The following is a 25425-nucleotide window of genomic DNA, read 5'->3' as shown; positions in this document are numbered from 1 at the left end:
CTAGCCGGCTCCTACAGGGGCTAGCGTTTACTCAAGCTTGGCAAACGCATAGTCCCCACCCTGTTCCAGCGCCTTGCGATAGGCCGGCCGGGCCTGGAACCGCTGGACCCACGCCGCGAGGTTCGGGTAGGCCTGCAACTTGCCCTGGGCCTTGGCGATTTCGCCAATAAAACTCATCTGGATATCCGCGCCACTCAGCTCCTCACCCAGCAGGTACGGCGACTGCGCCAGGGCGTTGTTCAGGTAACCCAGGTAATTGGCCAGTTCCGACTCGATCCGCGGATGCAATGGCGCGCCGGCTTCACCCAGGCGGCCGACATACAGGTTGAGCATCAGTGGCAGCATCGCCGAGCCTTCGGCGAAGTGCAGCCATTGCACGTAGGTGTCGTAGGCGTCTGTGGTGGGGTCCGGTTGCAGGCGGCCCTGGCCATGGCGGCGGATCAGGTAGTCGACAATGGCGCCGGACTCGATCACCACACGCGAGCCATCTTCAAGCACCGGCGATTTGCCCAGCGCATTGATCGCCTTGAGCTCTGGTGGCGCGAGGTTGGTTTTTGGGTCGCGCTGATAGCACTTGAGCGCGTAGGGCAGGCCGAGTTCTTCGAGCAGCCAGAGAATGCGCTGCGAGCGTGAGTTGTTGAGGTGGTGAACAATCATCATGGGAGGCTCCGCCGGGCGAGAGTGGGATGTCTGGGAACAGACTGCTGCGCGGGCCTAGAGTGCCCTGAATCAGTTGGGCGTGTCAGAGGCAATTGGCGTGTCCTGAGCAGCTTCGGCCTCCAGTTTCAAGCGGTCGGCCTTGCTGATGTACTTGTCTTTGCTCTTGGGGGCCAATTTGGCATTGGCCTTCTTGGCGTTGGCTTTCAAAATCTGGTTGAGTTTCTTACGACGGTTCATGCTTTCTACTCAGCGCGTTAATGCCTGGATGATATCAGTATGGCGAGCGGGCTCGCGCTGCCATTTATCAGGCGCGAACAACCCCTGTGGCGAGCGGGCTTGCCCCGCGTTGGGCTGCGTAGCAGCCCCAAAATCAGCTACCTAGGATTATCTGGTAAAACTCGGTGTGTTTATTGGGGCTGCTGCGCAGCCCAACGCGGGGCAAGCCCGCTCGCCACAGGTCATCACCCTAGCCACAGGTCGGTTGGGCTTTGGGTTAACGCACTACATCCAGCGCGGTGTATTCATACACGTAATGGATTTTGTCCGACGTTGACTCCAGGGTCATGGCGAGCCCCAAGTCCTCGATAAACGCGCGCGTGGTTTTATACTCGCCCTGGTCGCATTCCAGTTTGATCGCGTCGCCCGTCAAGCTGGCAAACACCTGCCGCGCTGGAAAGCGTTGGCCCACCACGCAGTTCAAGGGCGTGATGCGGGATGTGTCGGTCGGCTTGGCCGGCACATCAGCCATGGTCATGCGCGCGCTCAGCGTTTGGCCTGGGGTCCAGGTTAGCGGAGTATCCAGCGTGATTTCGTGGGTCAGCAGTACGCGCCCATCGCCTATGCCATTCATCTTCGACTTCAACTGGATCAGGTCGGCCTGGGTGAGGCGGTCGACGTTGAAGCGCTCGCTGTAGATCTCCTTCTTCTTCAGCAAGCCACCCTGGGCAGTGAACGTCTCGGAAACCGGGCTATCCTTGCTGCCGTCATCCTTGGTGGACTGGGACGTGTAGGTCAGCGTCTTGAACTTCGGTTGCAGCAGCGGCGAATCAAGGCGCTGGAGCACGCTGGTCGGCACCTGGACATCGTCGATATGAGTTTCGGCCACGGTTCGAGGATAGTCAGCCGGCGCAATGTCCGGACGCAAGCGGGCGAGCAACGCACCGTCCACGCCACCCTGCAGCGAACAACTGACCCGCGATTGCGTGCCCTGTTTGCCCTCCGGCTCGACCAGCAGCACCCGCTCTACCCGCCGCGTGCCGGGCGCGGAGCCGGGTTGGGGCGGCATGGCTTGCCACTGGCCGCCGACCTTGAGCTCGCTGCGAACATACACTGGGCTGTTTTTTTGCAACGCCCCAGGTTGTTCCAGCAGCGGCGCGATGTGCTTGGCCACCTCCTCGACACCGCCTTCAACCACAAAGCCCCAGTAATAGTAGAGCCCCAACTTGCCGAGGTCGGTGCTCTCGTCGAAGTAGGACAACAGCTTCAAGCCGGCAATCGGCGGGGCGCTGACCAGCACTGAATTTTCCTCGCCGTTGGCGCGATTTTTAACCGCGATCCACGTGGTGTTCTTCTCCCGCACCAACGGCGCATAGGCCTGCCAGGCGTCGCCGTGGGCGTGCAGGCTGGTGAAGAAACGGGCGTCACACTGGGTGAACGCCTTGAGCGTGTCGGTCAAGGCGGCGTCGCTGGCATGGGCCAGGGACGGCAGCAGCAGGGCAGAGGCGAGCAGCAGCGTAGGCGTGGGCAACTTCATTGGCAGGGATGTCCTTATCGGCGTGGGAGCTGGGCATTATCCAGACATTTATTGGCCTGGGGCAACGCAGCTCAGTGTTTGCGCTGCGTTTCAACCTTGCAGGCGCGGGCCCCAGTCCTCGGTCATGCCTTTTTCCAGGCGCCGTTCCAGGGTACGCCGCCATGACGGCACCAGCGGCAGCGCCAGGCATTCGCGCAACAACTCGGTCTCTACTTGCTTGTCGAACAGCACGGCGGACAAGCGAGCCAGTGACCACTCGGCAAAGGGCCGTTCGACCCGTTGCAGGCTATCGCCCGCGCTCACCACGCCTTGCTCCAGCACCCGGTAGTACCAGCCGGTGCGGCCCGACTGCTGCACGCGCAGGGCCAGGTTGGCGACGGCGAAGCGGTCGCTGAGCTTCCAGCACGGCATGCGTCCCTGGGACACCTCGAGCAATGCCGTCCCGACCCGAATCCGATCGCCCAGGCAGACGTCATGCTCGCTCCAGCCGGTGGTACTGAAGTTCTCGCCAAAGGCCCCCGGCTGCGTCAGCAAGGGATGAGCGCCCAATTCGTCGGCCCAACGGGCGTAGTGCTCGAGCGGGTAGTGGTGAATGGCTTTTTCCACCCCGCCATGTACGCGCAGGTCGCCCTGTTCGTCGCCGTGAAGGCCCAGGGTGCAGACCTTCAGTTGGCCCTGTTGCGGATGTTTATCGATGGCGCTCTGGGTGCCTGGGCGGGTGAATGGCTGCACGCGGCCGGTGAGCAAGGTGTCGAGGCGGATAGTGGGCAGACTCATGCAGGGACCTCCGGTATTTGATGTTCACGACAGATCAACGCGGGTGGCGAGCGCCGGCTGCTTGAAAGCGGCCCGGAAGGCGTTCGCGTGCTGCACAGCGAACCGATCTTCAAGAATGCGGTGTTGCCCTAGGTGGCAGGGCAACGGACAAATCGATCAGGACGGCATGGAGCAAGCGCAGAGGATACCTTGCCGTCGATGATCTCTTCACTGGCAAGACGTCCCACCACCGCCGCCAACATCACCCCAGGGTGCATGGCGCACACGTACACACCGCCGACCTGTGGCAGGTAACCGATGATGGGAATGCCGTCGGCCGGCATTGGCCTGAGCCCGACGCAGGCCAGTTCAGGCTCAATGCTGACCACGCCTTGGAGTTCATTCTGGATCGCTTGCGCCGTGCGTCGTGCAATCGCTATTGGCTGGTTGTCCAGGGTGTCGTCCAGGTAATCCTCTGCCGCCAGCAACGTACCGTCCGCAGCGTGCCGAACTTCCATTTCAGGGCTGGAGATCAAGGTTTTTACCAGGCTGATGTGGGTCTTGTAGCGGATGAAAATCGCCGGGGAGGCGTTGATTGGGAGCTCGGCGCCGAGCATCTCAGCCAGCTTCGCAGTGCCTGTGCCCGCGGCCAGCACGACCACATCGGCCGCAATAAACCCCCTTGGCGTCTCGACCCCCGTTACCTGATCACCTTGAGTGGCAAAGCCCAGCACCCGAGTCTGGGTGAGCACCTTGGCCCCATGGGCCTGGGCACCTTTGACCAACACGTGGGTGGCGGCCACGGCATCCAGGGCACCCTCTTCAGCGGCATAGGTTGCTTGTTCGGGTGGATGCTTGAGGTTGGGCTCAAGGTCGAGAATCTGCGAACGGCATACGCGACGGGCTGAAGGCACAGGTGCTGCACCGTAAGTCAGGGCGCCAGTCCAACGGATCTCCAGCCCTGGGAGCTGGGCCTGGAGGCGGTGATATTCCTGGATGGCTGCATCGCGTAATTGCCCGATCGGGTCGGGGGCTGGATGGGTGGTGTTGATCCAGGCGAATGAGGTCTTGGTTACGCCGCAGGCGATATCCTGGGCCTCGATCAGGGTGACCTTTGCGCCCTTGGTGGCCAGGTGATAGGCCAGGGAAGCGCCGACGATACCGGCACCGATGACGATGATTGTGTGGGCTGGGCTGTTTTCCATGGCAACCTCTGGTTTGTCGACATGGGAAGGGTACGACAGTGGGCAGTTGGGGAGTACGCTTACTGACTGACAATGGGCACAGGGCGCCTGCAATGCCGAGCGCGACCGGCTGAAAACGACCCGGAGCGCAAGGTGAGGTATCTGCGGTTGCTTCGACGCTTTTGTATGAGCATCATCAGGCTTCGACAAGGAGACGCCCCTATGCCAAAACCAGTGCTTCATCTGATGTCAGGCAAGATTGCATCCGGTAAATCAACGCTGGCCAAAAACTTGGCAGCCGAACAGTCGGCGATCCTGCTGAGTGAGGATAATTGGCTGTCGCGGCTTTACCCAGATCAGATCAAGTCAGTCACCGATTACGTGCGTCTGTCACGTCAGATTAGAGAGGTGCTGGGCCCGCTCGTCATCGATATGCTCAATACGGGCGTGACGGTGGTCTTGGATTTTCCCGCCAACACACCTGAAGATCGACGATGGTTGCGCAGCCTCGCTGACTCAGCCGAGGTTCCCCATTGTGTCCACTACCTTGAGGTGGACGAGGACATATGTCGAGGCCGGTTGCATAGGCGCAACCGCCGCGCCGAACATGAGTTTTCTGCGACAGATGCGCAGTTCGATCTGATCACTAGCTACTTTCGGGCGCCGGACGAGGATGAAGGACTCCAGATTAAAACCCACCGCCTTTGACGGGCAGCAGCGCCTGGAGAGGACATCCGAAGTGTCCGCTTCTGCCCCAGCGTGAATCGACCGGGCTTTCGTGGACATCTGAGGGCTGCAATGTTCGAGAGCGACAACATTGCTCTAGCCCGCGCTCAACCCCCACAACACATCCAGCACATGTTGCGTCGGCCGCTCGACGTCCCCACCACGGTGGGCAATACCGAGTTCACGCCACAACAAGGGCTGTAATGGCCGCATGACGATCCTGGTATCGGGCAATGGCGTTGAGGCTTCATGGGGCAACAGCGTCGCGCCATAACCGGCCGCTACCAGGCTTTTGATCGCATCGTTGTAGTTCAGTTGAATGCGCGGCGTGGGCTGTCGTCCATCACTGGCGAACCACTCCGAGGTCAAGCGCGAAAGCCGAGTGGTGTTGTCATTCAGAATCAATGGCTGAGCGGCCAGCCAACCAGGGTTCACCACATCCGGGCAATCCCAGCGTGCCGGCAAGAAAGCCATGACCGGGTCCCGCCGCCAGGGCTCGATCCGCAATCCCTTCACCGGGGTCTGTGGCAGCGCGACCAGACCGATCTCCAAAGAGCCCTCGGCAAGCTTCTTCAATGTTTCCTGCGACGTGAGCACCGCGACCTGCACATCGATCGCGGGATGGCGTTGGCTCAATGTCTCCAACGCTTGCGGCATCAGCTGTGCGATCGCCCCGGTGGAGGCACCCAGTCGCACACGTCCGGCCAAGCCCTGCACCTGACGCTGCACGTCCTCAAGCGCTTGCTCTGCATCCGCCAACAGGCGCCGCGCGCGTTCCACCAGCGTTTCTCCAATCGCCGACGGCTGAATGCGCCCACGCGTGCGCGACAACAGCTTGCCGCCAACCCGCGACTCCAGGTCGGCGATATGCAAACTGACCGTGGGTGGCGCGAGGTGTAGTACACGGGCCGCCTCGGCAAACGAACCCAGGTCGGCAATGGCCACCAACGTGCGCAGACGGTCCAGGCTGATTTCGCGCATGAATCATTCCTTGTTCAGAAAAACTGAATTTCATCGTTTGGAAATTCAACTTTTCCTATCTTAGCCCCGGATTGAAGATTGCAGCTCCTGATTTCCTATGTGCGAGAGCATTCCATGGCAAGCCCCCTTGTATTCATCGACGGCGACCAAGGCACCACCGGGTTGCAAATCCACCAACGTTTAAGCGGCAGGACCGATCTGCGGCTCATCAGCCTCAGCCCCGAACACCGCAAGGATCCGCAACGTCGTGCCGAAATCATCAACGCCTGCGACATCGCGATTCTCTGCTTGCCCGACGAAGCCGCCCGCGACGCTGTAGCGAGCATCGAAAACCCCGCCGTTCGGGTGATCGATGCGAGTTCGGCGCACCGCACTCATCCAGACTGGACCTATGGTTTTGCCGAGATGGACGCGCAGCAGGCCCAACGCATCGCCACGGCGCGGCGGGTCAGCAATCCCGGTTGCTATCCCACGGGGGCGATAGGGCTGCTGCGCCCATTGCTGCAGGCCGGGCTACTGCCCAGGGACTTCCCGACGAACATTCATGCGGTGTCGGGCTATTCCGGAAAAGGGCGCGCCGGAGTGCAAGAGCATGAGGGAGAGGGCGCATCGCAGGCGCCGGCGTTTCAGGTTTATGGCCTGGGGCTGGCACACAAACATATTCCGGAGATTGAGCAGCAAAGCGGTCTGATGGAACGGCCGATGTTTGTGCCGGCCTATGGGGCTTTTCGGCAGGGGATCGTGCTGACCATACCGTTGCAACTTCGGTTATTGGCGCCGGGCGTGGATGCGGTGCGGCTGCATGCGTGCCTTACGCAGCACTACATCGATGCAGACCATGTACAGGTGATGTCGATGCAGGAGGCCAAAGGGTTGACCCACCTTGATCCTCAGGCGCTCAACGGGACTGATAGTTTGCGATTGGTGGTGTGTGCAAATGATGAAACGGGGCAGGTTGTGTTGGCTGCGGTGTTTGACAATCTGGGGAAGGGAGCCGCTGGAGCGGCGGTGCAGAATCTGGATCTGATGCTTGCCGCAACATGACTGCGACTACCCACGGGCTCTCGAGTCTACGGCTGGAATGTTCGAGCGGGTGTTCCTCCAGGGATAGATCGCTCTAAAACCTCAATGCATCATGTCTCGCTGCCAGGTCTATTTATGCCGCTGGGTTTTCATAAAATGCACGCCAATGGCGATGATTTCGTTGTCGTAGACTCGCGAACTTCCCCCAATCCAATCGCAAGCAATTTGGCTGGGCTATTGGGCGATCGCAATCGAGGAATCGGCTTCAATCAAATCGCGGTGATGCTCGATTGCGATGATGCAGATGCGCGCTTGATGTTCTGGAATGCGGATGGCTCATCGCTGGACGCTTGCGGCAGCGCAACGCGGGGGGCGGCGGATATATTGATGCGCGAATCCGATATTACGTCGGTAGCCCTGCGAACCAACCGTGGCCTGCTGACTTGTGAACGCACTTCAACCGGCGCCATTTCCGTCAATATGGGAAAGCCGCTTTTCAACTGGTCGGATATTCCTCTGGCTCTTGAAATGGATACTTCGGTGTTGCCACTTGCCGGTGACCCAGCAGCTTGTAGCATGGGAAATCCGCACTGCACCTATTTTGTGGATGACCTGCCAGCCGTTGAGATAGCGACGATTGGACCAGTAATTGAAACCAACCCTTTGTTTCCCCTCAGGACGAACGTGCATTTCGTCCAGATCATTGACCGAAAGCACATCCGGTTGCGTATTTGGGAGCGCGGAGGGGGCATTGCGCTGGGGTCAGGCTCCTGCTGTTGTGGCGCCGCGGTCAATGGAATTCGTCGTGGCTTTTTAGACAATTGCGTTGAGGTCGAATGTGACGGGGGAGCTGTAACGGTTCAATGGGATGGCGTGGGACCAGTCTTTCTCACCGGGCCGGTGGAGACGACCTTTTCAGGAATAATCACGGATACGCTGTTGAAAATCTGAGTTTAGGTGGGCCGCTATCTGAGGGAACGGGACCGAGGGAAAGCCAAGGCACAGACGGGACGGGACAGATTTATTGCGCCCTGCTTTAAATGTCCGTTATTGGTTGGTTTCGGTCTTTCTCGACCGGCTACAGTCGGCCAGAAGCGGACGCTGCCAGTGAAATTCAGCGTTAGCGTTAACGAGCCGGCAGGGATGATGTGTTAATCACTTAGCCCACCCTTCTGGGTCTCATTATCCGCCACACTAATGCCGCGGTGATAAATGCACCAATTACGGCTCCTGGCATGACAACGAAGAGCACCAGTAAGCCAAGACCAAAGTCATCTGCTAACTCAGCTCTTGATTTGGCTCCCGTGCTAGCCATTTCAAACATCACAACTGCTTCACCAAGCAACCAGTAGGCTGAAGGGAGTGCTATGAGAAAGGCCAGTATAGTGATTGCGGCACGCTTATACATTCTGAAAGCCTAACGATGAGGGTTTACTGAATTCAGTATAAATCACGCAGCTCCTGGCCGAGTAGCAGCCACACGCGAATGGGGCGCTATGCGTCGCGGGGGCTGCTTTGGGTCGTTATCTGCCTGATGCCTAAGGCGGCTAGTCAGGGCGGAGGTATGGATCGAAAGGAGTCCGATGGTTCATAAGTGGTACGAGCTAAAGCTGGGTTAGCTGTAGGCCTTTGTTTTAAAGGCTCTTTGGTTTAGTCGTTCCAATCCATCGCCGATAAAACCGTTGGTATTGCGCCTGCCTGGCAGTAACCGACCCAAAGCGGATAGTGAAATTCAGCCCTGTGTCCCGAGAATCAGAACCAGTGGGTCTTGCTCTCGTTGTTCACGGCAAAACCCGGCGCGCTCGTAAAACGGATAGCTTCGGTCACTTGGCCAGACGACTAACAATTCCATCTGTTGAGATTCTGCCCAGTGACGAGCATGAGCCAATAAGGCGGTTCCGATTCTTTTGTTACGGAATTCGGGCAGTGTGTAGACATTGGTCAAGTATCCCCAGCACCCTTTTAGATCATCAGGGCTTGGGATCTTTGGGACTTTAACAACCGACAGAGCGGAGACAATTGATTTTTCGATTTCAGCGACAAATTGAACGATGTGGCCGGGTTCCGAAATTTTAGGCAAGGCATCTTTGAATGCTTCAATGAATTTCAGCTTTTCGAATGGATCCGCATCGGGGGCGTCGTCTGTGCAGAGGTTCCATCGCAGGTGTGCCAATGACTCGACATCCTCAATTAATGCCATGCGAAGTAGAAACTCAGTGCCGTCTATTGAGCAATCGCGCTTGTGTCCAGCTCGCATATAATTTCCTTTCCTGAACAATCGGGGCGAGCATTTTAGCTCGATCCTGTGCCCTTGCCAGCGATCATCTGTGGGCAACTCTTCTCGAAAAACTCAAGCATAGCGGTGGCAATGCTTGAGTTTTTTCAGTCAGGGTTAAGGGGGAATGGCTTCAGGGTATGGGATTGGTGTTGGTACGGAAGTGGTACGGGAAGTTTTGGAGTTGTCTGTATGCCTTGTGTTTTGTGGTCTACAGAATTAGTAGTTCCAATCCATCACCGATAAAGCCGTTGACCTTGCGCTTGACCGGCAGCAATCGACCCTAAGCTGCCTTTCATGATGGCCTGCTAACGGCCATAAGCGCACGTTCGATCACGGACTACGTTACAAGCTTCGAATGCACCAGCGCTATGCCGTTTAACGCTCCGCGACAGCACTGCCTTATTGCTCGCGGGTTGAGTGACCAAAGGGCGTTGAGCCGAGTTTCTTTCTTCGCAGAAGAGTGTGCGTGTCCCGACAGAGATACCGTTCAGACAAAGTCTCAAAGCGTAATGTCATCTGTAATCAGCCATTAATTGCAGTGAGAAATTTCCTACAGTCGGAACGGCTATTTCCTTCGAGTAGGGTTAGCTTAGCCCGCCACTATAGCCATCTTCGAGTCTGCAAAGCGGTTGATGAAGATGGTCTCACCACGTGTTCTGGTAATGGAAAACCACAGTCCCCGGCGCAGCGCTCTGGTCAATATGTTACGTCGGCTCGGAGTAAGGCAGGTGTTGCAAGCCAGCACCAGCGAACAGGCGATGATCCTTATGCAGCGCACCGGCGGCGTGGATATTGTGCTGTGCAACCTGGGGAGCAAGAGCTCTGAGCAAGTGGGGTTCCTGCGTTATGCCAGCCAAATCGGTCTGGTGCAGGCCGTTGGATTGTCCAATGAGATGCGTCCGGAGCTATGTCGGGCCTTGAGCCACATGGATTTTTTTTCGGGTGTACAACTACTTGGCATCCTGAGTACCCCGTTGCAGCCACAAGCGCTGGATCGCTTGCTTAAGCGCTATCGGTCGGTACCGCCGGCACCACTCAAGCCTCCGGCGGGGGTACCGCTGCCCAGCGAAGAAGAGATACGCCTGGGCCTGGCCCTGGGCGAGTTCCGCGGTTGGTTCCAGCCCAAGCGGATGATGAACGATGGCAGTCTCGCTGGCGTGGAGGCTTTGGCGCGCTGGGAACACCCTGCCCGTGGTTTATTGTTGCCCAAGGATTTCCTCGCGGCGGTGCTGGCTTATGACCTGATCGATGAAATGTTCAAGCAACTGCTCGAACAAGGCCTGAAATTGCTCGCCGTGCTGCATCGGCAGGGCTCCGAGCTGGAAATGTCGTTTAACCTGCATGCTTCGCAACTGGCCCGCCATGGTCTGATCGAGCATATCCAGGGCGCACTGCAACGCTACGGCCTGTGCGCTTCAGTGTTGGTGTTCGAGCTGGCTGAAAACGGCTTGCTGGACTTGCAATCTCCCACCCAGGAAAACCTGCTGCGCCTGCGCTTGATGGGCTGCGGCTTGTCGATCGATGATTTCGGCGTGGGTTTCTCGTCACTCAAGTTGCTGTGCCAATTGCCATTCAACCAGATCAAGCTCGATGGCGACCTTATCCGCACCTTGAATGAGCCGCGTAGCCAAGCCATGGTCGGCAGCACTCTGGCCCTGGCCCGTTCGCTGGACATGAGCCTGGTGATTGAAGGCGTCAGCAGCCGGCATATTCGTGATGCTCTGATCAGCCTCGGTTGTGAAGTGGGCCAGGGGTTTTTCCTGGCCCGGCCAATGACCGGCCACGACCTCCTGCATTGGCTGGCGCGTGAGGACGTACAGCCGGTAACTTCGCCGGCGAGTTAGGCGGCAAAACCTCAGAATTTTCCTACAATTCAGTCGTGTTCGTGTAACTTGAGCGACGCGTCGGCTGGTCGTTTATCCATCGTTTTGCGTCGACCGAAGCCTTCCGGCGCGCCTTACAGGAGGTTACATGTATACCGCTTTGGTTGTGGATGACCATCCCTTCATTCGCTCGTCCGTCAAGATGCTGCTCAGCCAGGTTCAGTTCGAAGTCGTGGCCGAAGCGGATAACGGCGCAGATGCCGTGCAATTGGCACGCGAGCATGTGCCCGACCTGATCATTCTCGACATCGGCATGCCCAAGCTCGACGGCCTTGAGGTGCTTAACCGAATCGCGTCCCTGCGCCTGCCGAGTAAAATCCTGGTGTTCACCTCGCAGTCGGCGCTGTTCTATTCAATGCGCTGCATGAAAGCCGGTGCGGCAGGGTTTATTTCCAAGACCAATGACATGGAGGAAGTGACCAAGGCGATCAAGGCGGTGATGGACGGCTACACTTTCTTTCCCAACCTGGCACACAGCTCGGTACGGCGCAGTGATCTCGAGGCCACGGACCACGAGTTGATCCAGAATCTCTCTGACCGTGAACTGACGATTTTGCAACAACTGTCCCAAGGGCTGACCAACAAGGAAATCGGCGACGCCATGCTGATCAGCAACAAGACAGTAAGCACATACAAGACTCGCCTGATCGAAAAGCTCAACGTCAAATCGGTGGTGTACCTGGCCGATTTTGCCAAGCGTAATAACCTCATCTGAATGAACATTTTTCTTCGACACGGCTTGCTGGGCCTCCTGTTGCTCGGTTCCCTGGGCCATGCCCTGGCGGCGCCGCAAATGCTCAAGCTGCACGGTCGCTCCGACGTCAGCGACTACAGCGTGGGCCTGGACGAGGCCGACTGGGGCTGGCTACGGAGCAAGGGCACGCTGGTGTTGGGGTCTTCGGCGCCGGACTACTCGCCGTTCAGCATCACCAGTAACCGCCACGATTACGAAGGTTTCACAGCCGACTACGCGCAGTTAATGGCGCAGCTGCTGCACGTCAACGTGCGCGTGCAGCGGTATGCCTCGCGCAATGAGGTGCTGGCGGCGCTCAAGTCTGGCGACGTCGATATGCTGGGCAGTTCCAACGGTTTTGAGGCGGCGGACCCGGAGCTTCAGCTGTCTGACGCCTATGCAGAGGACCAGCCGACCCTGGTCAGCCGGGTCGGCGACAGCCAGAGCCTCGACCCCGAACTGGCCGGCAAGCGCGTGGCAATGCTTTACCACTACCTGCCACCCAAAACCGTGGAAGACTTTTATCCCAAGGCCACCTTGCAGCTGTACCCGTCCACCCTCAGCGCCATAGGCGCCGTGGCGTTCGGCCAAGCCGATGTGTACCTGGGGGACGCGATCAGCGCCAATTATCTGATCAACCGCAACTACCTGAACAACGTGCAACTGGCGGACTTCTCTCGCCTGGAAGTCAGCAACTTTTCGTTTTCGGTAAAGCGTGATAACAAGCGCCTGCTGCGGATAATCAATGCGGCACTGGCGGCGGTCCCGGTTACCGAGCGCCAGACCATCCTGCGCCGCTGGAGCGCAGGCGGAGCAAGCATGCCTGGTCAGCATCCGTTGCATTTCAGCGTCAGTGAGCAGCGGTGGTTGGACAAGAACCCACGGTTGCGGGTGGCGATTGATGAAGGCTTCCTGCCAATGTCGTTCTACGGCGCCGACGGCGAATTTCGTGGTATCAGCGCCGACGTCCTGGCCAAGGTGGCCCTGCGCACCGGCTTGAAGTTTGATATCCAGCGGGTGAGTTCGGTGCGCGAGATGATCGACTCCCTCACCAGCAACGAGGCTGACCTGCTGATCACCATTACCCCAAGCGAACAGCGCGAAGCGGTCCTGCGCTTTACCCGCCCGTACCTGGCCACGCCGTTTGTACTGGTCAGTCGTACCACGGCCGGCAGCCCCAGTACCCTGGACGATATGCATGGCAAGCGACTGGCGGTCATCAGCGGCGACTCCAGCCGCGACATGCTAACCGAGCAATACCCGGGTATCCGCCTGGTGGATGCCGACAGCGCCCATGACGCGATGGAGAAAGTCGCCAATGGCGAGGCTGATGCAGCGGTCAACTCGCTGATCACCGCACGCTATATGATTTCACGGCAATACCGCGATCGCTTGCGTATCACCAGCACCGTGGGCGTTACCAACTCGCGCATGGCCTTTGCTACGGCCCGCGGCTCGCTGGAACTGTTCTCTATCCTGGACAAAGCGCTGCTCAGCATCGCCCCCGAGGAAATGGACGAACTGACTAACCGCTGGCGCAGCGAGGTGGTGGTGGGCGACAGCTATTGGCTGCGCAACCGCAGCGCAATCATTCAGGGTTTCGTGATTGCCGCCGTGTTGCTGTTGATTGCCCTGGGCTGGATCGCCTACCTGCGGATGCTGATGCGCAAGCGCAAGCAGGCCGAGCAGGCGTTGAGCGACCAGGTTGAGTTCATGCGGGTATTGATCAACGGCACACCGCACCCGATCTATGTGCGCGACCGCCAGGGCAAGCTGCTGATCTGTAACAGCGGTTACCTGGAAGTGTTCAACGTCGAGCGCGAGCAGGTGATCGGCAAGACCGTATTGGACGGTGTACTGGGCGATCCGGATGAGGCCGCGACGTATCACCGTGACTACCTGCAGGTGATGGAAAGCGGCGAGGCGCAGTTGCAGGATCGCAGCTTGATCATGCCCGATGGCCGAGTACTGACCATCTACCACTGGATGCTGCCGTACCGCAGCAGCACGGGCGAAGTCAGCGGCATGATCGCTGGCTGGATCGACATCAGCGAGCGCCAGCGTCTGCTGGAGGACGTCCACGCCGCCAACCGCGCCAAGACGACCTTCCTTGCGACAATGAGCCATGAAATCCGTACGCCGATGAACGCGGTGATCGGCATGCTCGAACTGGCGACAAAAAAGGCCGACCAGGGCGTGATGGATCGTTTTGCGATTGATGTCGCTTCAGGCGCGGCGCGTGGTTTGCTAGACCTGATCGGCGACATTCTTGACATCGCCCGAATCGAGTCCGGGCGTTTGTCCCTGAACCCGGAGCGCGCCAACCTGCGGGAGTTGCTGGAATCGGTGGTGCGCATTTTTGAAGGCCTGGCGCGGCAGAAACAGCTGCAACTTCAGCTGGACCTGGAGGCCGGCGTCAATTGCGATGTGCTGATCGATCCGCTGCGCTTCAAGCAGATCGTGTCCAACCTGCTGAGCAACGCCATCAAGTTCACCGCCCAGGGCCACGTGCGCTTGAGTGTTCGAGCCCAGGCAGGCAAGGAACAGTTGGCGTTGAGGTTACGGGTGGAGGACTCCGGTATCGGCATAGGCGAAGAGGACCAGAAGCGCCTGTTCAGCCCCTTTACGCAAGCCAGCAACAATGACCAGTCGGCGCGCAGCGGCTCGGGCCTGGGCTTAGTCATCAGCCGCACCCTCTGCGAAATGATGGGAGGGCACCTGACCCTCGACAGCGCATTGGGGGAAGGCACTCGCATCGACGTCAGGCTTGACCTGACCATGCTTGAGCCGTTGGCCGACGTTACCCCGGTCGAGGATGAGCCGGCAGTAACGAGCCCCGCTTTGAGCATTCTGGTTATTGATGACTACCCGGCCAACCGCCAGTTGCTCACCCAGCAACTCAATTACCTGGGGCACCGGGTCGAGGATGCCGAAGATGGCGCCCATGGATTGCGGGCCTGGCGTAACGGGCAGTTCGATGTGGTGATCACCGACTGCAATATGCCGCTGATGAACGGCTACGAATTGGCGAGGGCTATCCGGGCCGAAGAAACTGCCCGCGGCGTACCGCCGAGTCTGATTCTGGGGTTTACCGCCAATGCACAGCCGGAAGAGAAGGGCCGGTGCCTGGCCGCCGGCATGGATGACTGCCTGTTCAAGCCCATCAGCCTCAAGGACTTGAGCGCACGCTTGGCCGGCCTGGCGACGGAGCAGGGGAGTGCTCCCCCCGGATGTTCCACAGATGACGATATCGACCTGACCAGCGTTGAGCATCTGGCCGGCGGCAACATTGCTTCGATCAAAAGCCTGTTGGGCGACCTGGCCGCCAGCAATGAACAGGACATGGCGCGCCTGATGCAGTTGTTTACTCGACACGACTTGCAAGGCCTTGCCGACCTGGCTCACCGGGTCAAGGGCGGCGCACGAATCATCAAGGCCCAGGGGCTGATTCGCTGCTGTGAAGACCTAGAGACCGCCTGCAACGGGCTGGACTCTGCGCAATTGACCGAGGCGGTGGATGCGCTGCATCAACAGATGGAACACCTCGGCGAGCGATTGGAGCGCTATCTGGCCTGAGCTATCGGTAGGAAATTTCCTACAAGAACGCGGCACCGTTCGTACGTAGTCCACTCCCCCCAACACCGATACTGAGCCTCGTTGAACGGCCCCACCGACCAAGCGGACCGGGCCCTGCAACCTGATTGAAGCCCAACCGGGCTTCAGACTTTCCTCAATATCTGGATTACGTTATGAACAAGTTTGCGCTCAAAGGTCTGTTTGCCGCTGTCGTCCTCGCTGCTGCTTCCCAAGCTGCCATGGCCGCTGACGGTGAAATCAACTTCGTCGGCAGCGTGACCGACAACACCTGCCCAGTGGTCGTGACTGACCTGAACGGTTCGGCCGGTGCCGGCGATGTGGGCCTGGGCGATGTGCCTGCCACCTCCCTGGCGACCGTCGGTGCTATTGCCGGTGGCGGCGCGTTCACCCTGACCATCGACACCACTGCTCCTGGTTGCAGCGTTACCGGCAAGAGCGCCGTGGTCAAGTTCCTGTCCCTGAGCGGCACTGCCGGTGCCAGCGGCCAGTGGATCGGCATCAGCCCGGACGCCGGTCACGCCACCAACGTTGCGGTACAGATCAAGGACGCCACCGACAAGGACGTGCAACTGGGCCTGGAATCGGCTCCGTACCTGGACCTGACCCAACCGTTGCGCTTCACCGCCAACTACATCGCCACCGGCACTGCGACTTCCGGCCCGGCCAACGCCAAGGCTGCGTTCACCGTCGAGTACCAGTAAGCCCTGTTGATGCGCCGCTGCAGCGTTGATGCGCGCAGCGGCCATCCCCTCGCTCACGGCAAGAGGATGATCGAAATGAACGTTTCCCCCTTCAAGAAAGCATCGGCTCTGGCACTGTTGCTCAGTGCGGCACTGCTCAGCACGGCCAGCCAGGCCGGCGTGATGCTCGGCGGCACGCGGATCGTGTTTGACGGCAACAAGCGTGACGCAGCGATCACCGTCAGCAACACCACGGCGCAGCCTTACATGGTGCAGACCTGGGTCAACACCGAAGCCGATGACATGACCACCGCCACGCCCTTCGTGTCCACGCCACCGCTGTTCCGCCTGGACCCGCGCAAAGAGCAAATGGTGCGTATCCAGAAAGTCGCCGGCAACCTGCCGACCGACCGTGAATCGGTGTTCTATTTCAACGCCCAGGAAATTCCGGTCGCCAGCGAAGGCAATGCCAATACGCTGAAGATCGCCATGCGCACCCGCGTCAAATTGTTCTATCGCCCAGCCGGACTCAAGGGCAATGCGATGCAAGCACCGTCGAAACTGACCTGGAGCCTTACGCAGGAACAGGGTAAGGCAGTGCTGGTGGTCAGCAATCCGTCGCCGTTCCACATCTCGTTTATTGGTGTGACCGCAAAGTCCGCAGGGCAGAGCGTCGAGGTCAACGAGCCGACGATGGTCGCGCCGATGAGCAGCCAGCGTTATCCGCTGCCGGGTTTCAAAGGCACCACGGGTGAGGTGGTGTTCTCGGCCATCAACGACTACGGCGGCTACAGCGAGCCGCAGACCGTGCCACTGAACCGCTGATTCCTTTTCTTTCTGTAGATGTTTGCGCGTGCCACGGCTGTGGCGCGGCGGCCGGGTATTGCCATGCGAATCGATAACTCCTTCAGCTTTAGTCGTTTGCCCTTGTGGGTCGCCTTGGCGGCCGCCTGTGCCGGTGAGCTGGCCCTGGCCGGTGAGCCCGCCAAGTTCGATGCCAGTTTCATGCATTCGTTTGGCGGCACCGGTGCCGGTCCCAACCTCGACCTGGATGCGGTGGCGAACAGCGGCAGCATCGGCCCCGGAACTTACCCGGTACTGATTCGCTTGAACCAGAGCTTTTTCGACCGCCGTGACATGACGTTCATCAAGGATGAGCAGGGCAGCGATGTGCGTGTATGCCTGTCCGAAGCCTTTCTCAGGGAGCTGGGTGTGAAGCTGGATGCATTTAAAGTGCCCGGCGAAACGCTGCCCGCGTGCATCGACCTGGCGGCGCTGATTGAAGGCGCCTCGGTGACCTTCAACGCCAACTATCTGGCCCTGGATATCAGCGTGCCGCAGATCGCCCTGACCCGGGATGCGGCCGGCTACGTGGCGCCCTCGGAATGGGACCGTGGCATCAATGCCGCGATGCTCAACTACCAGTTTTCCGCCGCGCAAACCAACAGCGACGCCCGCGGCACCGGCAACCAATACAACCTGTATGCAACGGGTGGTTTTAACCTCGGCGACTGGCGTTTTCGCTCCAGCTCATCGTTTCGCCAGGACGATGAAGGTGGCCGCCAGTGGCAGCGCAGCAATACCTATGCGCAGAGGGACATCACGCCACTGAAGGCCACGCTGACGATGGGCGAGAGCTTCACACCCGGTGACGTGTTCGACAGCGTGCCGTTTCGCGGCGTGCAACTGGCGTCGGACATGGGCATGTTGCCAGACTCGATGCAGGGCTACGCCCCAGTGATCCGCGGCATCGCCGAAACCCAGGCCAAGGTGGAAGTACGCCAGAACGGCTACTCGCTGTACACCACCTACGTGGCGCCGGGCGCCTTTGAGATCAACGACCTCAACGCCGCCTCGGGCAGCGGCGACCTGGAAGTGATCATCACCGAAGCCGATGGCCGCGAACGCCGCTTCACCCAGCCATACGCGACCCTGGCCAACATGCTGCGGGAAAATACCTGGCGCTACAGTGCGACGGTGGGCGAGTACAACTCGGCCAACGGTGGCGAGCGGCCGATGTTTACCCAGGCGTCGCTGGCCTATGGCTTGCCGTTCGACCTGACGCTGTACGGTGGCTTTTTGGGGGCAGATTTTTACCGTGCCGGTGTGGTGGGCGTGGGCAAGAGCCTGGGCAGCATCGGCGCCGTGTCGATCGACGTCACACAGGCCCAGACTGACGTGCCCAAGGCCGTCACAACCAAAGGCGAAAGCAAAAAAGGCCAGAGCATCGGCCTGCGCTACGGCAAGGCATTTGAAAGCGGTACCTCGGTGCGCTTCGCCGGTTACCGCTATTCCACCGAAGGCTATCGCGACTTCAGCGAAGCCGTGGATTTGCAGCAACCCAACGACTACAGCCAGTTCTCCAAGCGCAGCAAGGTCGAGGCCAGCGTCAACCAGGCCCTGGACAACTACGGCTCGCTGTACTTGAACCTGAGCAAGCAGAACTACTGGGGCTCCTCCCGGGAAGACAAGCAGATGCAGCTGGGTTTCAACACCCAGTACAAGGGCGTGACTTATGGTGTGTACGCCAGCAAGACCCTCACTGACAACTTCGGCGAGAACAACCAGGTGGTGTTTACCGTGTCCATGCCCCTGGGACAAACCCGCAGTACCGGCACGTTCAGCGTTACCCGCAACAACGACGGCAGCCTGGATCAACGGGCCGGCCTCAGCGGCCGCGATGGCAACCTGAACTACAACGTCAACGCCAACCGCGTGGAAAACACCGGCAACAACGGTTCGGCGCTGCTCGGCTACCGCGCACCGTTTGCCCAGTTGGGCGCTGGTGTGAGCGTCGGCTCGGGCTACCGGCAGACGTCGGTCAGCGCGGCGGGCTCGGTGCTGGCCCATGCCGACGGCGTCGAGTTCGGCCAGACCCTGGGCGAGACCGTGGCGCTGGTGGAGGTCAAGGACACGCCGAAGGTCGGCCTGCTGAATGCCCCGGGCACCCTGACCAACGACAAGGGTTACGCCCTGGTGCCGTACGTCACGCCGTATCGCAAGAACCGCGTGGCCGTGGACACCAGCGAGCTGGAAACCAACGTCGATATCGCCGAAGGCGTGACCAACGTGGTGCCGCGTCGCGGTGCGGTGGTCAAGGCGGTATTCGCCGCCAGCCGTTCGGAAAAAATACTGCTCAACGTACGGCTGCAGGACGGCTCGCTTTTACCTTTCGGCACCACCGTGCAGGACGACCAGGGCGCCAGCGTCGGCGTGGTCGGCCAGGCCGGGCAAGTGCTGCTGTCGGCCAGCAAGGGCACGACCTACACGATGAAGTGGGGCGGCAAGGCTGCCCAGCAATGTGAAATCAATTTGGATATCAACAGCACGCCAGCCACCGACGGTTACCGGCTGATGGATGCTATTTGCAGAGAACCTCGTCCATGAAAACTTTTAGTGTTGCGTCCTCGGCCCCAGCCTTGGTTTTGCCCACTCGTCATGTCTGGAAGAAACGCTTGATGCTGAGTGCGCTGGCAGTGCTGCCAGTGGCTATTTCGCAAATGGCTGCAGCTGACTGTACTTCCACCGATGCGACCCAGAGCATTCATGCGGTGGGCGACCTGTTCATCCCTCAGGACGCCCCGGTGGGATCGACCATTGGCTTGGTCAAGTACACCCGGTTCCCTATCATCAACTGTACAACGACTACCCCGTTTTCAATCCAGTCCACCATGCTGACTGCCAAGGCACCTACGGTCACCGCAGCCATTGGCTCGGCTCAAGGCAGCCAGCTCTACGCGACTAACGTTCCTGGCATCGGGGTAGGGGTCGTCAACGAGACACGCCCCAGCTACCTGTGTTTGACCTCCGGTAGCTGGTACTTTCCGCTCGCATTCAACGGCTGCAATACCGGTGGGTTTAGCGCGAACACCAACAATAGCCTGATCCTGATCAAAACCGGACCTATCCCGGCGGGAATCAACGATTTCGGCAACTTGCAGGTGTACACCGTCGATATCAACAACAACGGCACCCCGTTCAACTGGATTGATGGTCGCCTGACCGGAACAGTGACCGTTGCCGGCTGCAGCATGCCCGCAGCCGTGGGCAATATCATCGACGTGCCCATGAAAAACTGGGAGAAGCGCGTCTTCAACGGCCCGGGCACCGTCACGCCCACCGAACGGTTCAACATCGCGCTCAACAACTGCGTGGCCGGGACCTATGCCGGGAATCCTACCTGGAACTATTTCCGCGGCAACAACGCGAACATCCGTCTGGACGGCGCCAAGGGCTCGACGATTGTCGACGCCAGCCAAGGTGTGCTGGGCCTGAACAGCGAAGCCACCGCTACAGGCGTCGCCGTGCAAGTGCTGAAGCAGGATGGAACCCCGCTGCCACTGGGCGTCGACGTACCGATCATGCCGGTCCAGGACGGCAATACCACTTTGCAGTTTGGTGCGCGCTACATCCAGACCGCAGGCGACTCCACCGGGCCGCAGCCTGGCATCGCCAACGCCACTGCCAATTTCACCATTACCTACAAATAGGAACGACCCCATGCAACGTTTTACCCGTCGCTTCATGGCTGCATGCGTACTGTCCACCGTGGTTGCCAGCGGTGCAGCAATCGCCAACGATCACCCGACCATCCGCGCCATGTCCGGTGCCGAGCAAATCACACAATTGCCGGCCGCCAAGACCGCGCTGATCGTGATCGACTTCCAGAACGAATACTTCACTGGGCGCATGCCGATCCCGGACGGCGCCAGCGCACTGGCGAAAGCCCGTGAGCTGATCAAGTATGCCGATAACCACAAGATTCCGGTCTACCACGTGCAACACGTGTCGCCGGCTGGCGCTGCGGTATTTGCCATTGATGGCGAGACCGTGAAATTCCACAAGGATATGCAGCCGCGTCCTCAGGATCACGTCGTGCAAAAGAACACCGTCAGCGTGTTCGCCAGCACTGACCTGGCCGCACAGCTGAGCAAGGCCGGGATCAATACGCTGATCATCAGCGGTCTGATGACCCACGCCTGTGTCGCCGGTGCAGCCCGTGATGCAGCGCCACTGGGCTTCAACGTAATCGTGGCGTCCGATGCGTCCGCCACCCGTGCGATCACCCGTCTCAATGGCCAGAGCGTCGACAAGGACGCCTTGCATCAATCGGCACTGGCCGAAGTCGAAGACACCTTCGGCGACGTGATGACCACCGAGCAGATCATCAAGCTGCCCGTGCGCTAAGTCGCTGCAACCCGCCCGGCGTCACACCCGGGCGACCTTATTCCTTTCAGATGAGCCGACTTCAATGACGAGTTTTCCCATACGCGTGCTGGTTCTCGAGGATCATCCTTTTCAACGTGCGGTCGCCGTGAGCATGTTGCGCCAGTTGGGTTGCCGCGAGGTCTTCGAGGCAGTGGACGGCTTACACGCCCTGGCTGTGTTGGATCAAGTGGGCGCAGTGGACATTGCCCTGTGCGACTTGTGCATGGAAGGCATGGATGGCCTGGAGTTTCTTCAGCAGGTGGGAAGTTCCGGACTGGTCGGCTCAGTGATTATCAGCAGCTCCCTGTCGGCCGATGTACGCCGCACGGTGCAGCAGATTGTTTCGTTGCTGGGCCTGGAAATGCTCGGGGATGTCGGAAAGCCGTTGCAGGCGCACACCCTGGAGAACTTGCTAAAAAAGCGCTCCAGTGGCCCTGGTGTCGCGCCGCCCGACGCTGCGCCGGTACGCCTGGCCAGCGATGAAGAAGTGCGTTGGGCCCTCAACGAACAGCAATTGCAAGCCTGGTACCAGCCCAAGGTCGACATGAATACCGATGACGTCTGCGGCGTGGAGGTGCTGACCCGCTGGGTGCACCCGTTGCGCGGCATCCTGTCACCGGCGGTGTTCATGCCCGTGCTGGAACGCTGCGGCTTGCTCGATACGCTGCTGTTCATGCAGATGAACCAAGCCCTGAGCCTGCAGCGACTGGCAAAAAACACCGGCCTGAAGCTCGACCTGTCGTTCAACCTGCACACCAGCCAACTGACCAACAGCAACCTGACCGCGGTGATCAAAGGCATTCTGTCCCTGCACGAAGCAGTGCCCGCCAGCCTGACCTTCGAACTCACCGAAAGCGGCTTGCTGGAAGCCCCGGCCACCAGCCTGGAAACCCTGGTACGCCTGCGCATGATGGGCTGCAAATTGTCCATCGACGACTTCGGCGCCGGCTTCTCGTCGTTGCAGCGCTTGTGCCAGCTGCCGTTCAACGAGATCAAACTCGACGGTGAGTTTATACGCACCTTGCTACACGAACCGCGCTGTCGGGCAATCGTCAGCAGCACCCTGGCATTGGGGGAGACCCTGGGGATGTCCGTGGTAGTGGAGGGCATCGAGACTGAGGAACAGCGCGAGACGTTGCTCGCGATGGGATGCACTCAAGGACAGGGCTACCTGTTCGCCCGGCCCATGAATGATGTGGATCTGCTGCGATGGCTACCGGCCGCATCGAGAGTTGATGGACAATTATGATCTTCCCTCCGGCCACTATGTACGAACTAAAATCCGCGCACTGAACCATCCTGTTTTCGTTGAAGCGTCATGCCGTTTTCTCAGCCCAGGAGCGGACCACATGCGAATGTCTGCTTTTGGCTGGTTGCGGCCTGTCATGAAGGGCAGCCACCGACCCATTGCCACCGTTCAGCATTTGGCTAAAATCGACCAAGAATAGACTGCCACCCATAAGTGAAAACTGATGTTTACCTGCCCATGCTGCGGATATGCAGTCTTCGAGCAACACCCAGGGTCATACGACATTTGCCCAATTTGCTTCTGGGAGGATGACGTGTTCCAACTCTATTACCCTCACCAGGTGGATGGACCGAATAGATGTAGCTTGATCGAGGCGCAGGTCAATTTCGTCCAGTTCGGTGCCTGCGAGCGAACCATGTTGAAGAATGTGCGAATGGTTAGCGATAGCGATATGCGGGATGGTGAGTGGTTCCCACTCTGGACTCGCCGAGTCGCCATTCCAGATCCCGACTCCGACAACCAGCATCCTCAACACATGAAGTCGAAGTACGACCTCTACTATTGGCTGCGGACCTAGCAGCGCAAATTGGCGTACTAAGTCCAAATTGATCGGAAGCAGTCTATTCCAAACGGCTGCTCCTGGCCGATTTCTGCCGGTGACAACCGACTGAAAACGGCCAATAGCTGCCCCCTCATCCCCATACCGGTCTACCATGCCACCCCGGCAGCGGCCAAACGCGCTATCGGCCCCAAGCCCTCAAGGTATCGCCAATGACCTCGTTTACCCGTAACAGCCCATCCTCAACCTCATCGAAGGCGGTGCAATGAGCATCGACCAGATCAGCCTGCCCAAGGGCGTAGGCCCGCACGCTAGCAAGTTGTTGGACGCGATTACCGGCGCCAGCACCCTCGACGACCTTAACCGCGCTGGCGGCAAGGCCGAAGGCTTTGTGTTGGGGCTGGAGGCCAGCAAAGCCATCAAGAGCCAGATCGCCGAGTCGTTGTATGTGGCATATGACGACGCCGCGAGTCATCGGGCCAGCGAACTGAAGGGCTAGCCACTACAGGGCATGCGTAGCCCCCGCACTCGCCTGTGTGGGCAGACGCTTTTTGTAGGAGCTGGCTTGCCAGCGAAAAACCGGAGAGCGACGCAGAACACCTGATGTCCTGCGTTATCGCTGGCAAGTCAGCTCCTACGAGCGGGAACCGGGAGCGCACGGTGGACGAGTTTCTACAGTTCATTGAATTTTTGGTGGCGGGTTTGAGTCATTGGTAAAGGCTCGGCATCACTTGCGAGCGCCATCTACATAGGGACCGCCAATGACCTTCTTTATCTTCCTGCTCGCCTGCGCCACCGCCGCCAGCACCGGCATCATGTTCAAGCCTGGTGCCTGGTATGAATCCCTGGTCAAGCCGCGTTTTACCCCGCCCAACTGGCTGTTCCCGGTGGCCTGGACACTGATCTACCTGCTGCTGGCCTGGGCCGGTTATCGCTTGAGCCTGATCCCCGGCAGTCAAACGGTACTGGCCTTGTGGGCGGTGCAGATTGCATTGAACACGCTGTGGACCCCGGTGTTTTTCGGCGCGCATCGGATCTTCGCCGCGATGGTGGTTATCACCTTGCTTTGGCTCACCGTGGCAACCATGGTGGTGTTGGCGGTGCGCCTGGACCTGATCACTGGATTGATCCTGTTCCCGTACCTGGCGTGGCTGTGTGTGGCCGCGGCGTTGAATTTCTCGATCCTGCGCAGTAACCGTTGATGGCCTACGAGCCTTGGCCTGCCAGTGCGCCTGAACTGGCACAAATGCGCCGCTTCAATAAAAAGCTTGCCTGGCTGCCGCGCTTTAAAATCCGCAATCGGGTCACCCCTCGATTAATCCAGGCGTTATTGCGCGTCAGTCAACACATCAAGAAGGGGCCCGCGGCTGAGGCTCGGTTGGTGGGTGTGGATGGCGTTCAAGTGCCCGTGCGCATTCTGCGGCCCAGCGGCAGAATCAAAGGCGTGGTCCTGGATATCCACGGTGGCGGCTGGGTAATTGGCAATGCGCAGATGGATGATGAGTTGAACCTGGGCATGGTGCGGGCGTGCGAGGTGGCGGTGGTTTCGGTGGATTATCGGCTCGCCGTGGACACGCCGATTGAAGGGCTGATGGACGACTGCTTGAGCGCCGCGCGCTGGTTGCTCACTGAGCACGAGTTTGCCGGCCTGCCGGTGATTGTTGTGGGCGAATCGGCCGGTGCCCATCTGGCCGCGGCGACGTTGCTGGCGTTGAAGCAGTGGCCGCAACTGCTCGCGCGGGTCAGCGGGACGCTGTTGTATTACGGTGTCTACGATTTGGCCGGCACGCCGAGCGTACACGCAGCCGGGCCGCAGACGCTGTTACTCGATGGTCCGGGGATGGTCGACGCACTGCGCCTGCTGACCCCGGGCTTGAGCGATGAGGCGCGTCGGCAGCCGCCGTTGTCGCCGCTGTATGGCGACTTTACCGGCTTGCCGGCTGCGTTGATGTTTGTCGGCGAGTTGGACCCGCTCAAGGATGACACCCTGGACATCGCCGAGCGCTGGGGGGCGGCCGCGCAGGTGCAGGCGTATCTCTTGCCGGAGTCGGCACATGGCTTTATTCATTTTCCGGTGGCGTTGGCCGAGCGCGTGCTTGCGCATGGTCGCGCGTGGATAACCGCCAGGATCCAGGCGTCGGATCGTTAAGCATGT

The 25425-nt window shown here is 59.6% G+C and carries 23 protein-coding genes; 16 read left to right on the top strand and 7 right to left on the bottom strand.

Annotation, left to right across the window (positions count from 1 at the left end; genetic code table 11):
* Positions 1-27 precede the first annotated feature (27 nt).
* The 5 genes from C5F71_RS03385 to C5F71_RS03365 all read right to left on the bottom strand — a co-directional run bounded on the left by C5F71_RS03385 (position 28) and on the right by C5F71_RS03365 (position 4374).
* Positions 28-660 (bottom strand): glutathione S-transferase family protein, encoded by a 633-nt coding sequence (locus tag C5F71_RS03385; protein WP_029294048.1) that lies wholly within the window; start codon positions 658-660, stop codon positions 28-30.
* Between the two features lie 69 nt (positions 661-729).
* The gene (locus tag C5F71_RS03380) at positions 730-897 is read right to left on the bottom strand and encodes a DUF2986 domain-containing protein (RefSeq protein ID WP_070994545.1); all 168 of its coding nucleotides are present in this window, start codon (positions 895-897) and stop codon (positions 730-732) included.
* 256 nt (positions 898-1153) lie between these two features.
* Positions 1154-2413 carry a hypothetical protein gene (locus C5F71_RS03375; RefSeq protein WP_104910629.1) on the bottom strand — a complete coding sequence of 420 codons (1260 nt, stop codon included), beginning with the start codon at positions 2411-2413 and terminating at the stop codon, positions 1154-1156.
* A 90-nt stretch (positions 2414-2503) separates the two neighbouring features.
* Positions 2504-3190, bottom strand: a complete 687-nt coding sequence (locus C5F71_RS03370) for an MOSC domain-containing protein (protein WP_104910628.1) — start codon at positions 3188-3190, stop codon at positions 2504-2506.
* Between the two features lie 128 nt (positions 3191-3318).
* Positions 3319-4374, bottom strand: a complete 1056-nt coding sequence (locus C5F71_RS03365; protein WP_104910627.1) for an FAD-binding oxidoreductase — start codon at positions 4372-4374, stop codon at positions 3319-3321.
* A 201-nt stretch (positions 4375-4575) separates the two neighbouring features.
* On the opposite strand from C5F71_RS03365, the gene C5F71_RS03360 reads away from it, so the two are divergent.
* Complete coding sequence (locus C5F71_RS03360) at positions 4576-5061, top strand: ATP-binding protein (protein WP_029294056.1); 486 nt, start codon at positions 4576-4578, stop codon at positions 5059-5061.
* A 114-nt stretch (positions 5062-5175) separates the two neighbouring features.
* Here the strand turns inward: C5F71_RS03360 and C5F71_RS03355 are convergent, their stop codons facing one another.
* Complete coding sequence (locus tag C5F71_RS03355; RefSeq protein WP_104910626.1) at positions 5176-6060, bottom strand: LysR family transcriptional regulator; 885 nt, start codon at positions 6058-6060, stop codon at positions 5176-5178.
* Positions 6061-6174: 114 nt separating this feature from the next.
* Between C5F71_RS03355 and argC the strand changes: the two genes are divergently transcribed.
* Together argC and dapF are read left to right on the top strand one after the other, a co-directional pair.
* Positions 6175-7104, top strand: a complete 930-nt coding sequence (gene argC / locus C5F71_RS03350) for an N-acetyl-gamma-glutamyl-phosphate reductase (protein WP_104910625.1) — start codon at positions 6175-6177, stop codon at positions 7102-7104.
* A gap of 114 nt (positions 7105-7218) precedes the next feature.
* Entirely contained in the window at positions 7219-8034 is an 816-nt protein-coding gene (dapF, locus tag C5F71_RS03345) for a diaminopimelate epimerase (RefSeq protein WP_104910624.1), read from the top strand.
* Between the two features lie 781 nt (positions 8035-8815).
* On the opposite strand, the gene C5F71_RS03335 is transcribed toward dapF, so the two are convergent.
* Positions 8816-9340: a GNAT family N-acetyltransferase gene (locus tag C5F71_RS03335; protein ID WP_104910623.1), complete on the bottom strand. Its 525-nt coding sequence runs from the start codon at positions 9338-9340 to the stop codon at positions 8816-8818.
* Positions 9341-10089: 749 nt separating this feature from the next.
* On the opposite strand from C5F71_RS03335, the gene C5F71_RS03330 reads away from it, so the two are divergent.
* The 13 genes from C5F71_RS03330 to C5F71_RS03270 all read left to right on the top strand — a co-directional run bounded on the left by C5F71_RS03330 (position 10090) and on the right by C5F71_RS03270 (position 25419).
* The gene (locus C5F71_RS03330; RefSeq protein ID WP_256588094.1) at positions 10090-11205 is read left to right on the top strand and encodes an EAL domain-containing protein; all 1116 of its coding nucleotides are present in this window, start codon (positions 10090-10092) and stop codon (positions 11203-11205) included.
* A 127-nt stretch (positions 11206-11332) separates the two neighbouring features.
* Positions 11333-11959 carry a response regulator transcription factor gene (locus tag C5F71_RS03325; RefSeq protein ID WP_029294068.1) on the top strand — a complete coding sequence of 209 codons (627 nt, stop codon included), beginning with the start codon at positions 11333-11335 and terminating at the stop codon, positions 11957-11959.
* Complete coding sequence (locus tag C5F71_RS03320; RefSeq protein WP_104910621.1) at positions 11960-15553, top strand: transporter substrate-binding domain-containing protein; 3594 nt, start codon at positions 11960-11962, stop codon at positions 15551-15553.
* Between the two features lie 173 nt (positions 15554-15726).
* Positions 15727-16275: a fimbrial protein gene (locus C5F71_RS03315; protein ID WP_029294072.1), complete on the top strand. Its 549-nt coding sequence runs from the start codon at positions 15727-15729 to the stop codon at positions 16273-16275.
* Positions 16276-16350: 75 nt separating this feature from the next.
* Positions 16351-17079 carry a molecular chaperone gene (locus C5F71_RS03310; protein WP_029294073.1) on the top strand — a complete coding sequence of 243 codons (729 nt, stop codon included), beginning with the start codon at positions 16351-16353 and terminating at the stop codon, positions 17077-17079.
* A 63-nt stretch (positions 17080-17142) separates the two neighbouring features.
* Complete coding sequence (locus tag C5F71_RS03305; RefSeq protein ID WP_104912589.1) at positions 17143-19641, top strand: fimbria/pilus outer membrane usher protein; 2499 nt, start codon at positions 17143-17145, stop codon at positions 19639-19641.
* Positions 19638-20744 carry a fimbrial protein gene (locus C5F71_RS03300; protein WP_104910620.1) on the top strand — a complete coding sequence of 369 codons (1107 nt, stop codon included), beginning with the start codon at positions 19638-19640 and terminating at the stop codon, positions 20742-20744. The genes C5F71_RS03305 and C5F71_RS03300 overlap by 4 nt, the downstream gene beginning before the upstream one ends.
* A gap of 10 nt (positions 20745-20754) precedes the next feature.
* Positions 20755-21441, top strand: a complete 687-nt coding sequence (locus C5F71_RS03295; protein ID WP_029294079.1) for a cysteine hydrolase family protein — start codon at positions 20755-20757, stop codon at positions 21439-21441.
* 64 nt (positions 21442-21505) lie between these two features.
* A complete protein-coding gene (locus C5F71_RS03290) occupies positions 21506-22711 on the top strand; it encodes an EAL domain-containing protein (RefSeq protein WP_032866732.1) in 1206 nt (401 codons plus the stop codon).
* A 223-nt stretch (positions 22712-22934) separates the two neighbouring features.
* Positions 22935-23288 (top strand): CPCC family cysteine-rich protein, encoded by a 354-nt coding sequence (locus C5F71_RS03285; protein WP_081041752.1) that lies wholly within the window; start codon positions 22935-22937, stop codon positions 23286-23288.
* Positions 23289-23535: 247 nt separating this feature from the next.
* On the top strand, positions 23536-23769 hold the full coding sequence (locus C5F71_RS03280; protein WP_029294085.1) for a hypothetical protein: 234 nt from the start codon (positions 23536-23538) through the stop codon (positions 23767-23769).
* 262 nt (positions 23770-24031) lie between these two features.
* Positions 24032-24472, top strand: coding sequence for a TspO/MBR family protein (locus tag C5F71_RS03275; RefSeq protein ID WP_104910619.1), 441 nt, complete (start codon positions 24032-24034; stop codon positions 24470-24472).
* A complete protein-coding gene (locus C5F71_RS03270) occupies positions 24472-25419 on the top strand; it encodes an alpha/beta hydrolase fold domain-containing protein (protein WP_070994535.1) in 948 nt (315 codons plus the stop codon). Before C5F71_RS03275 ends, C5F71_RS03270 begins: the two co-directional genes overlap by 1 nt.
* The last annotated feature ends 6 nt before the right edge of the window (positions 25420-25425 follow it).

It is taken from the genome of Pseudomonas sp. LG1D9 (assembly GCF_002949995.1).
Classification (GTDB): domain Bacteria; phylum Pseudomonadota; class Gammaproteobacteria; order Pseudomonadales; family Pseudomonadaceae; genus Aquipseudomonas; species Aquipseudomonas proteolytica.
Note: the sequence above shows the minus strand (reverse complement) of the source record. Positions and strands in the feature narration are given on the sequence as shown.

Coding starts and splice junctions, on each gene's coding strand:
- C5F71_RS03335 (WP_104910623.1), bottom strand. CDS start 9,340: ATGCGAGCTGGACACAAGCGCGATTGCTCAATAGACGGCACTGAGTTT.
- argC (WP_104910625.1), top strand. CDS start 6,175: ATGGCAAGCCCCCTTGTATTCATCGACGGCGACCAAGGCACCACCGGG.
- dapF (WP_104910624.1), top strand. CDS start 7,219: ATGCCGCTGGGTTTTCATAAAATGCACGCCAATGGCGATGATTTCGTT.
- C5F71_RS03275 (WP_104910619.1), top strand. CDS start 24,032: ATGACCTTCTTTATCTTCCTGCTCGCCTGCGCCACCGCCGCCAGCACC.
- C5F71_RS03280 (WP_029294085.1), top strand. CDS start 23,536: ATGAGCATCGACCAGATCAGCCTGCCCAAGGGCGTAGGCCCGCACGCT.
- C5F71_RS03310 (WP_029294073.1), top strand. CDS start 16,351: ATGAACGTTTCCCCCTTCAAGAAAGCATCGGCTCTGGCACTGTTGCTC.
- C5F71_RS03305 (WP_104912589.1), top strand. CDS start 17,143: ATGCGAATCGATAACTCCTTCAGCTTTAGTCGTTTGCCCTTGTGGGTC.
- C5F71_RS03285 (WP_081041752.1), top strand. CDS start 22,935: ATGTTTACCTGCCCATGCTGCGGATATGCAGTCTTCGAGCAACACCCA.
- C5F71_RS03385 (WP_029294048.1), bottom strand. CDS start 660: ATGATGATTGTTCACCACCTCAACAACTCACGCTCGCAGCGCATTCTC.
- C5F71_RS03270 (WP_070994535.1), top strand. CDS start 24,472: ATGGCCTACGAGCCTTGGCCTGCCAGTGCGCCTGAACTGGCACAAATG.
- C5F71_RS03380 (WP_070994545.1), bottom strand. CDS start 897: ATGAACCGTCGTAAGAAACTCAACCAGATTTTGAAAGCCAACGCCAAG.
- C5F71_RS03290 (WP_032866732.1), top strand. CDS start 21,506: ATGACGAGTTTTCCCATACGCGTGCTGGTTCTCGAGGATCATCCTTTT.
- C5F71_RS03320 (WP_104910621.1), top strand. CDS start 11,960: ATGAACATTTTTCTTCGACACGGCTTGCTGGGCCTCCTGTTGCTCGGT.
- C5F71_RS03360 (WP_029294056.1), top strand. CDS start 4,576: ATGCCAAAACCAGTGCTTCATCTGATGTCAGGCAAGATTGCATCCGGT.
- C5F71_RS03315 (WP_029294072.1), top strand. CDS start 15,727: ATGAACAAGTTTGCGCTCAAAGGTCTGTTTGCCGCTGTCGTCCTCGCT.
- C5F71_RS03295 (WP_029294079.1), top strand. CDS start 20,755: ATGCAACGTTTTACCCGTCGCTTCATGGCTGCATGCGTACTGTCCACC.
- C5F71_RS03325 (WP_029294068.1), top strand. CDS start 11,333: ATGTATACCGCTTTGGTTGTGGATGACCATCCCTTCATTCGCTCGTCC.
- C5F71_RS03355 (WP_104910626.1), bottom strand. CDS start 6,060: ATGCGCGAAATCAGCCTGGACCGTCTGCGCACGTTGGTGGCCATTGCC.
- C5F71_RS03370 (WP_104910628.1), bottom strand. CDS start 3,190: ATGAGTCTGCCCACTATCCGCCTCGACACCTTGCTCACCGGCCGCGTG.
- C5F71_RS03300 (WP_104910620.1), top strand. CDS start 19,638: ATGAAAACTTTTAGTGTTGCGTCCTCGGCCCCAGCCTTGGTTTTGCCC.
- C5F71_RS03365 (WP_104910627.1), bottom strand. CDS start 4,374: ATGGAAAACAGCCCAGCCCACACAATCATCGTCATCGGTGCCGGTATC.
- C5F71_RS03375 (WP_104910629.1), bottom strand. CDS start 2,413: ATGAAGTTGCCCACGCCTACGCTGCTGCTCGCCTCTGCCCTGCTGCTG.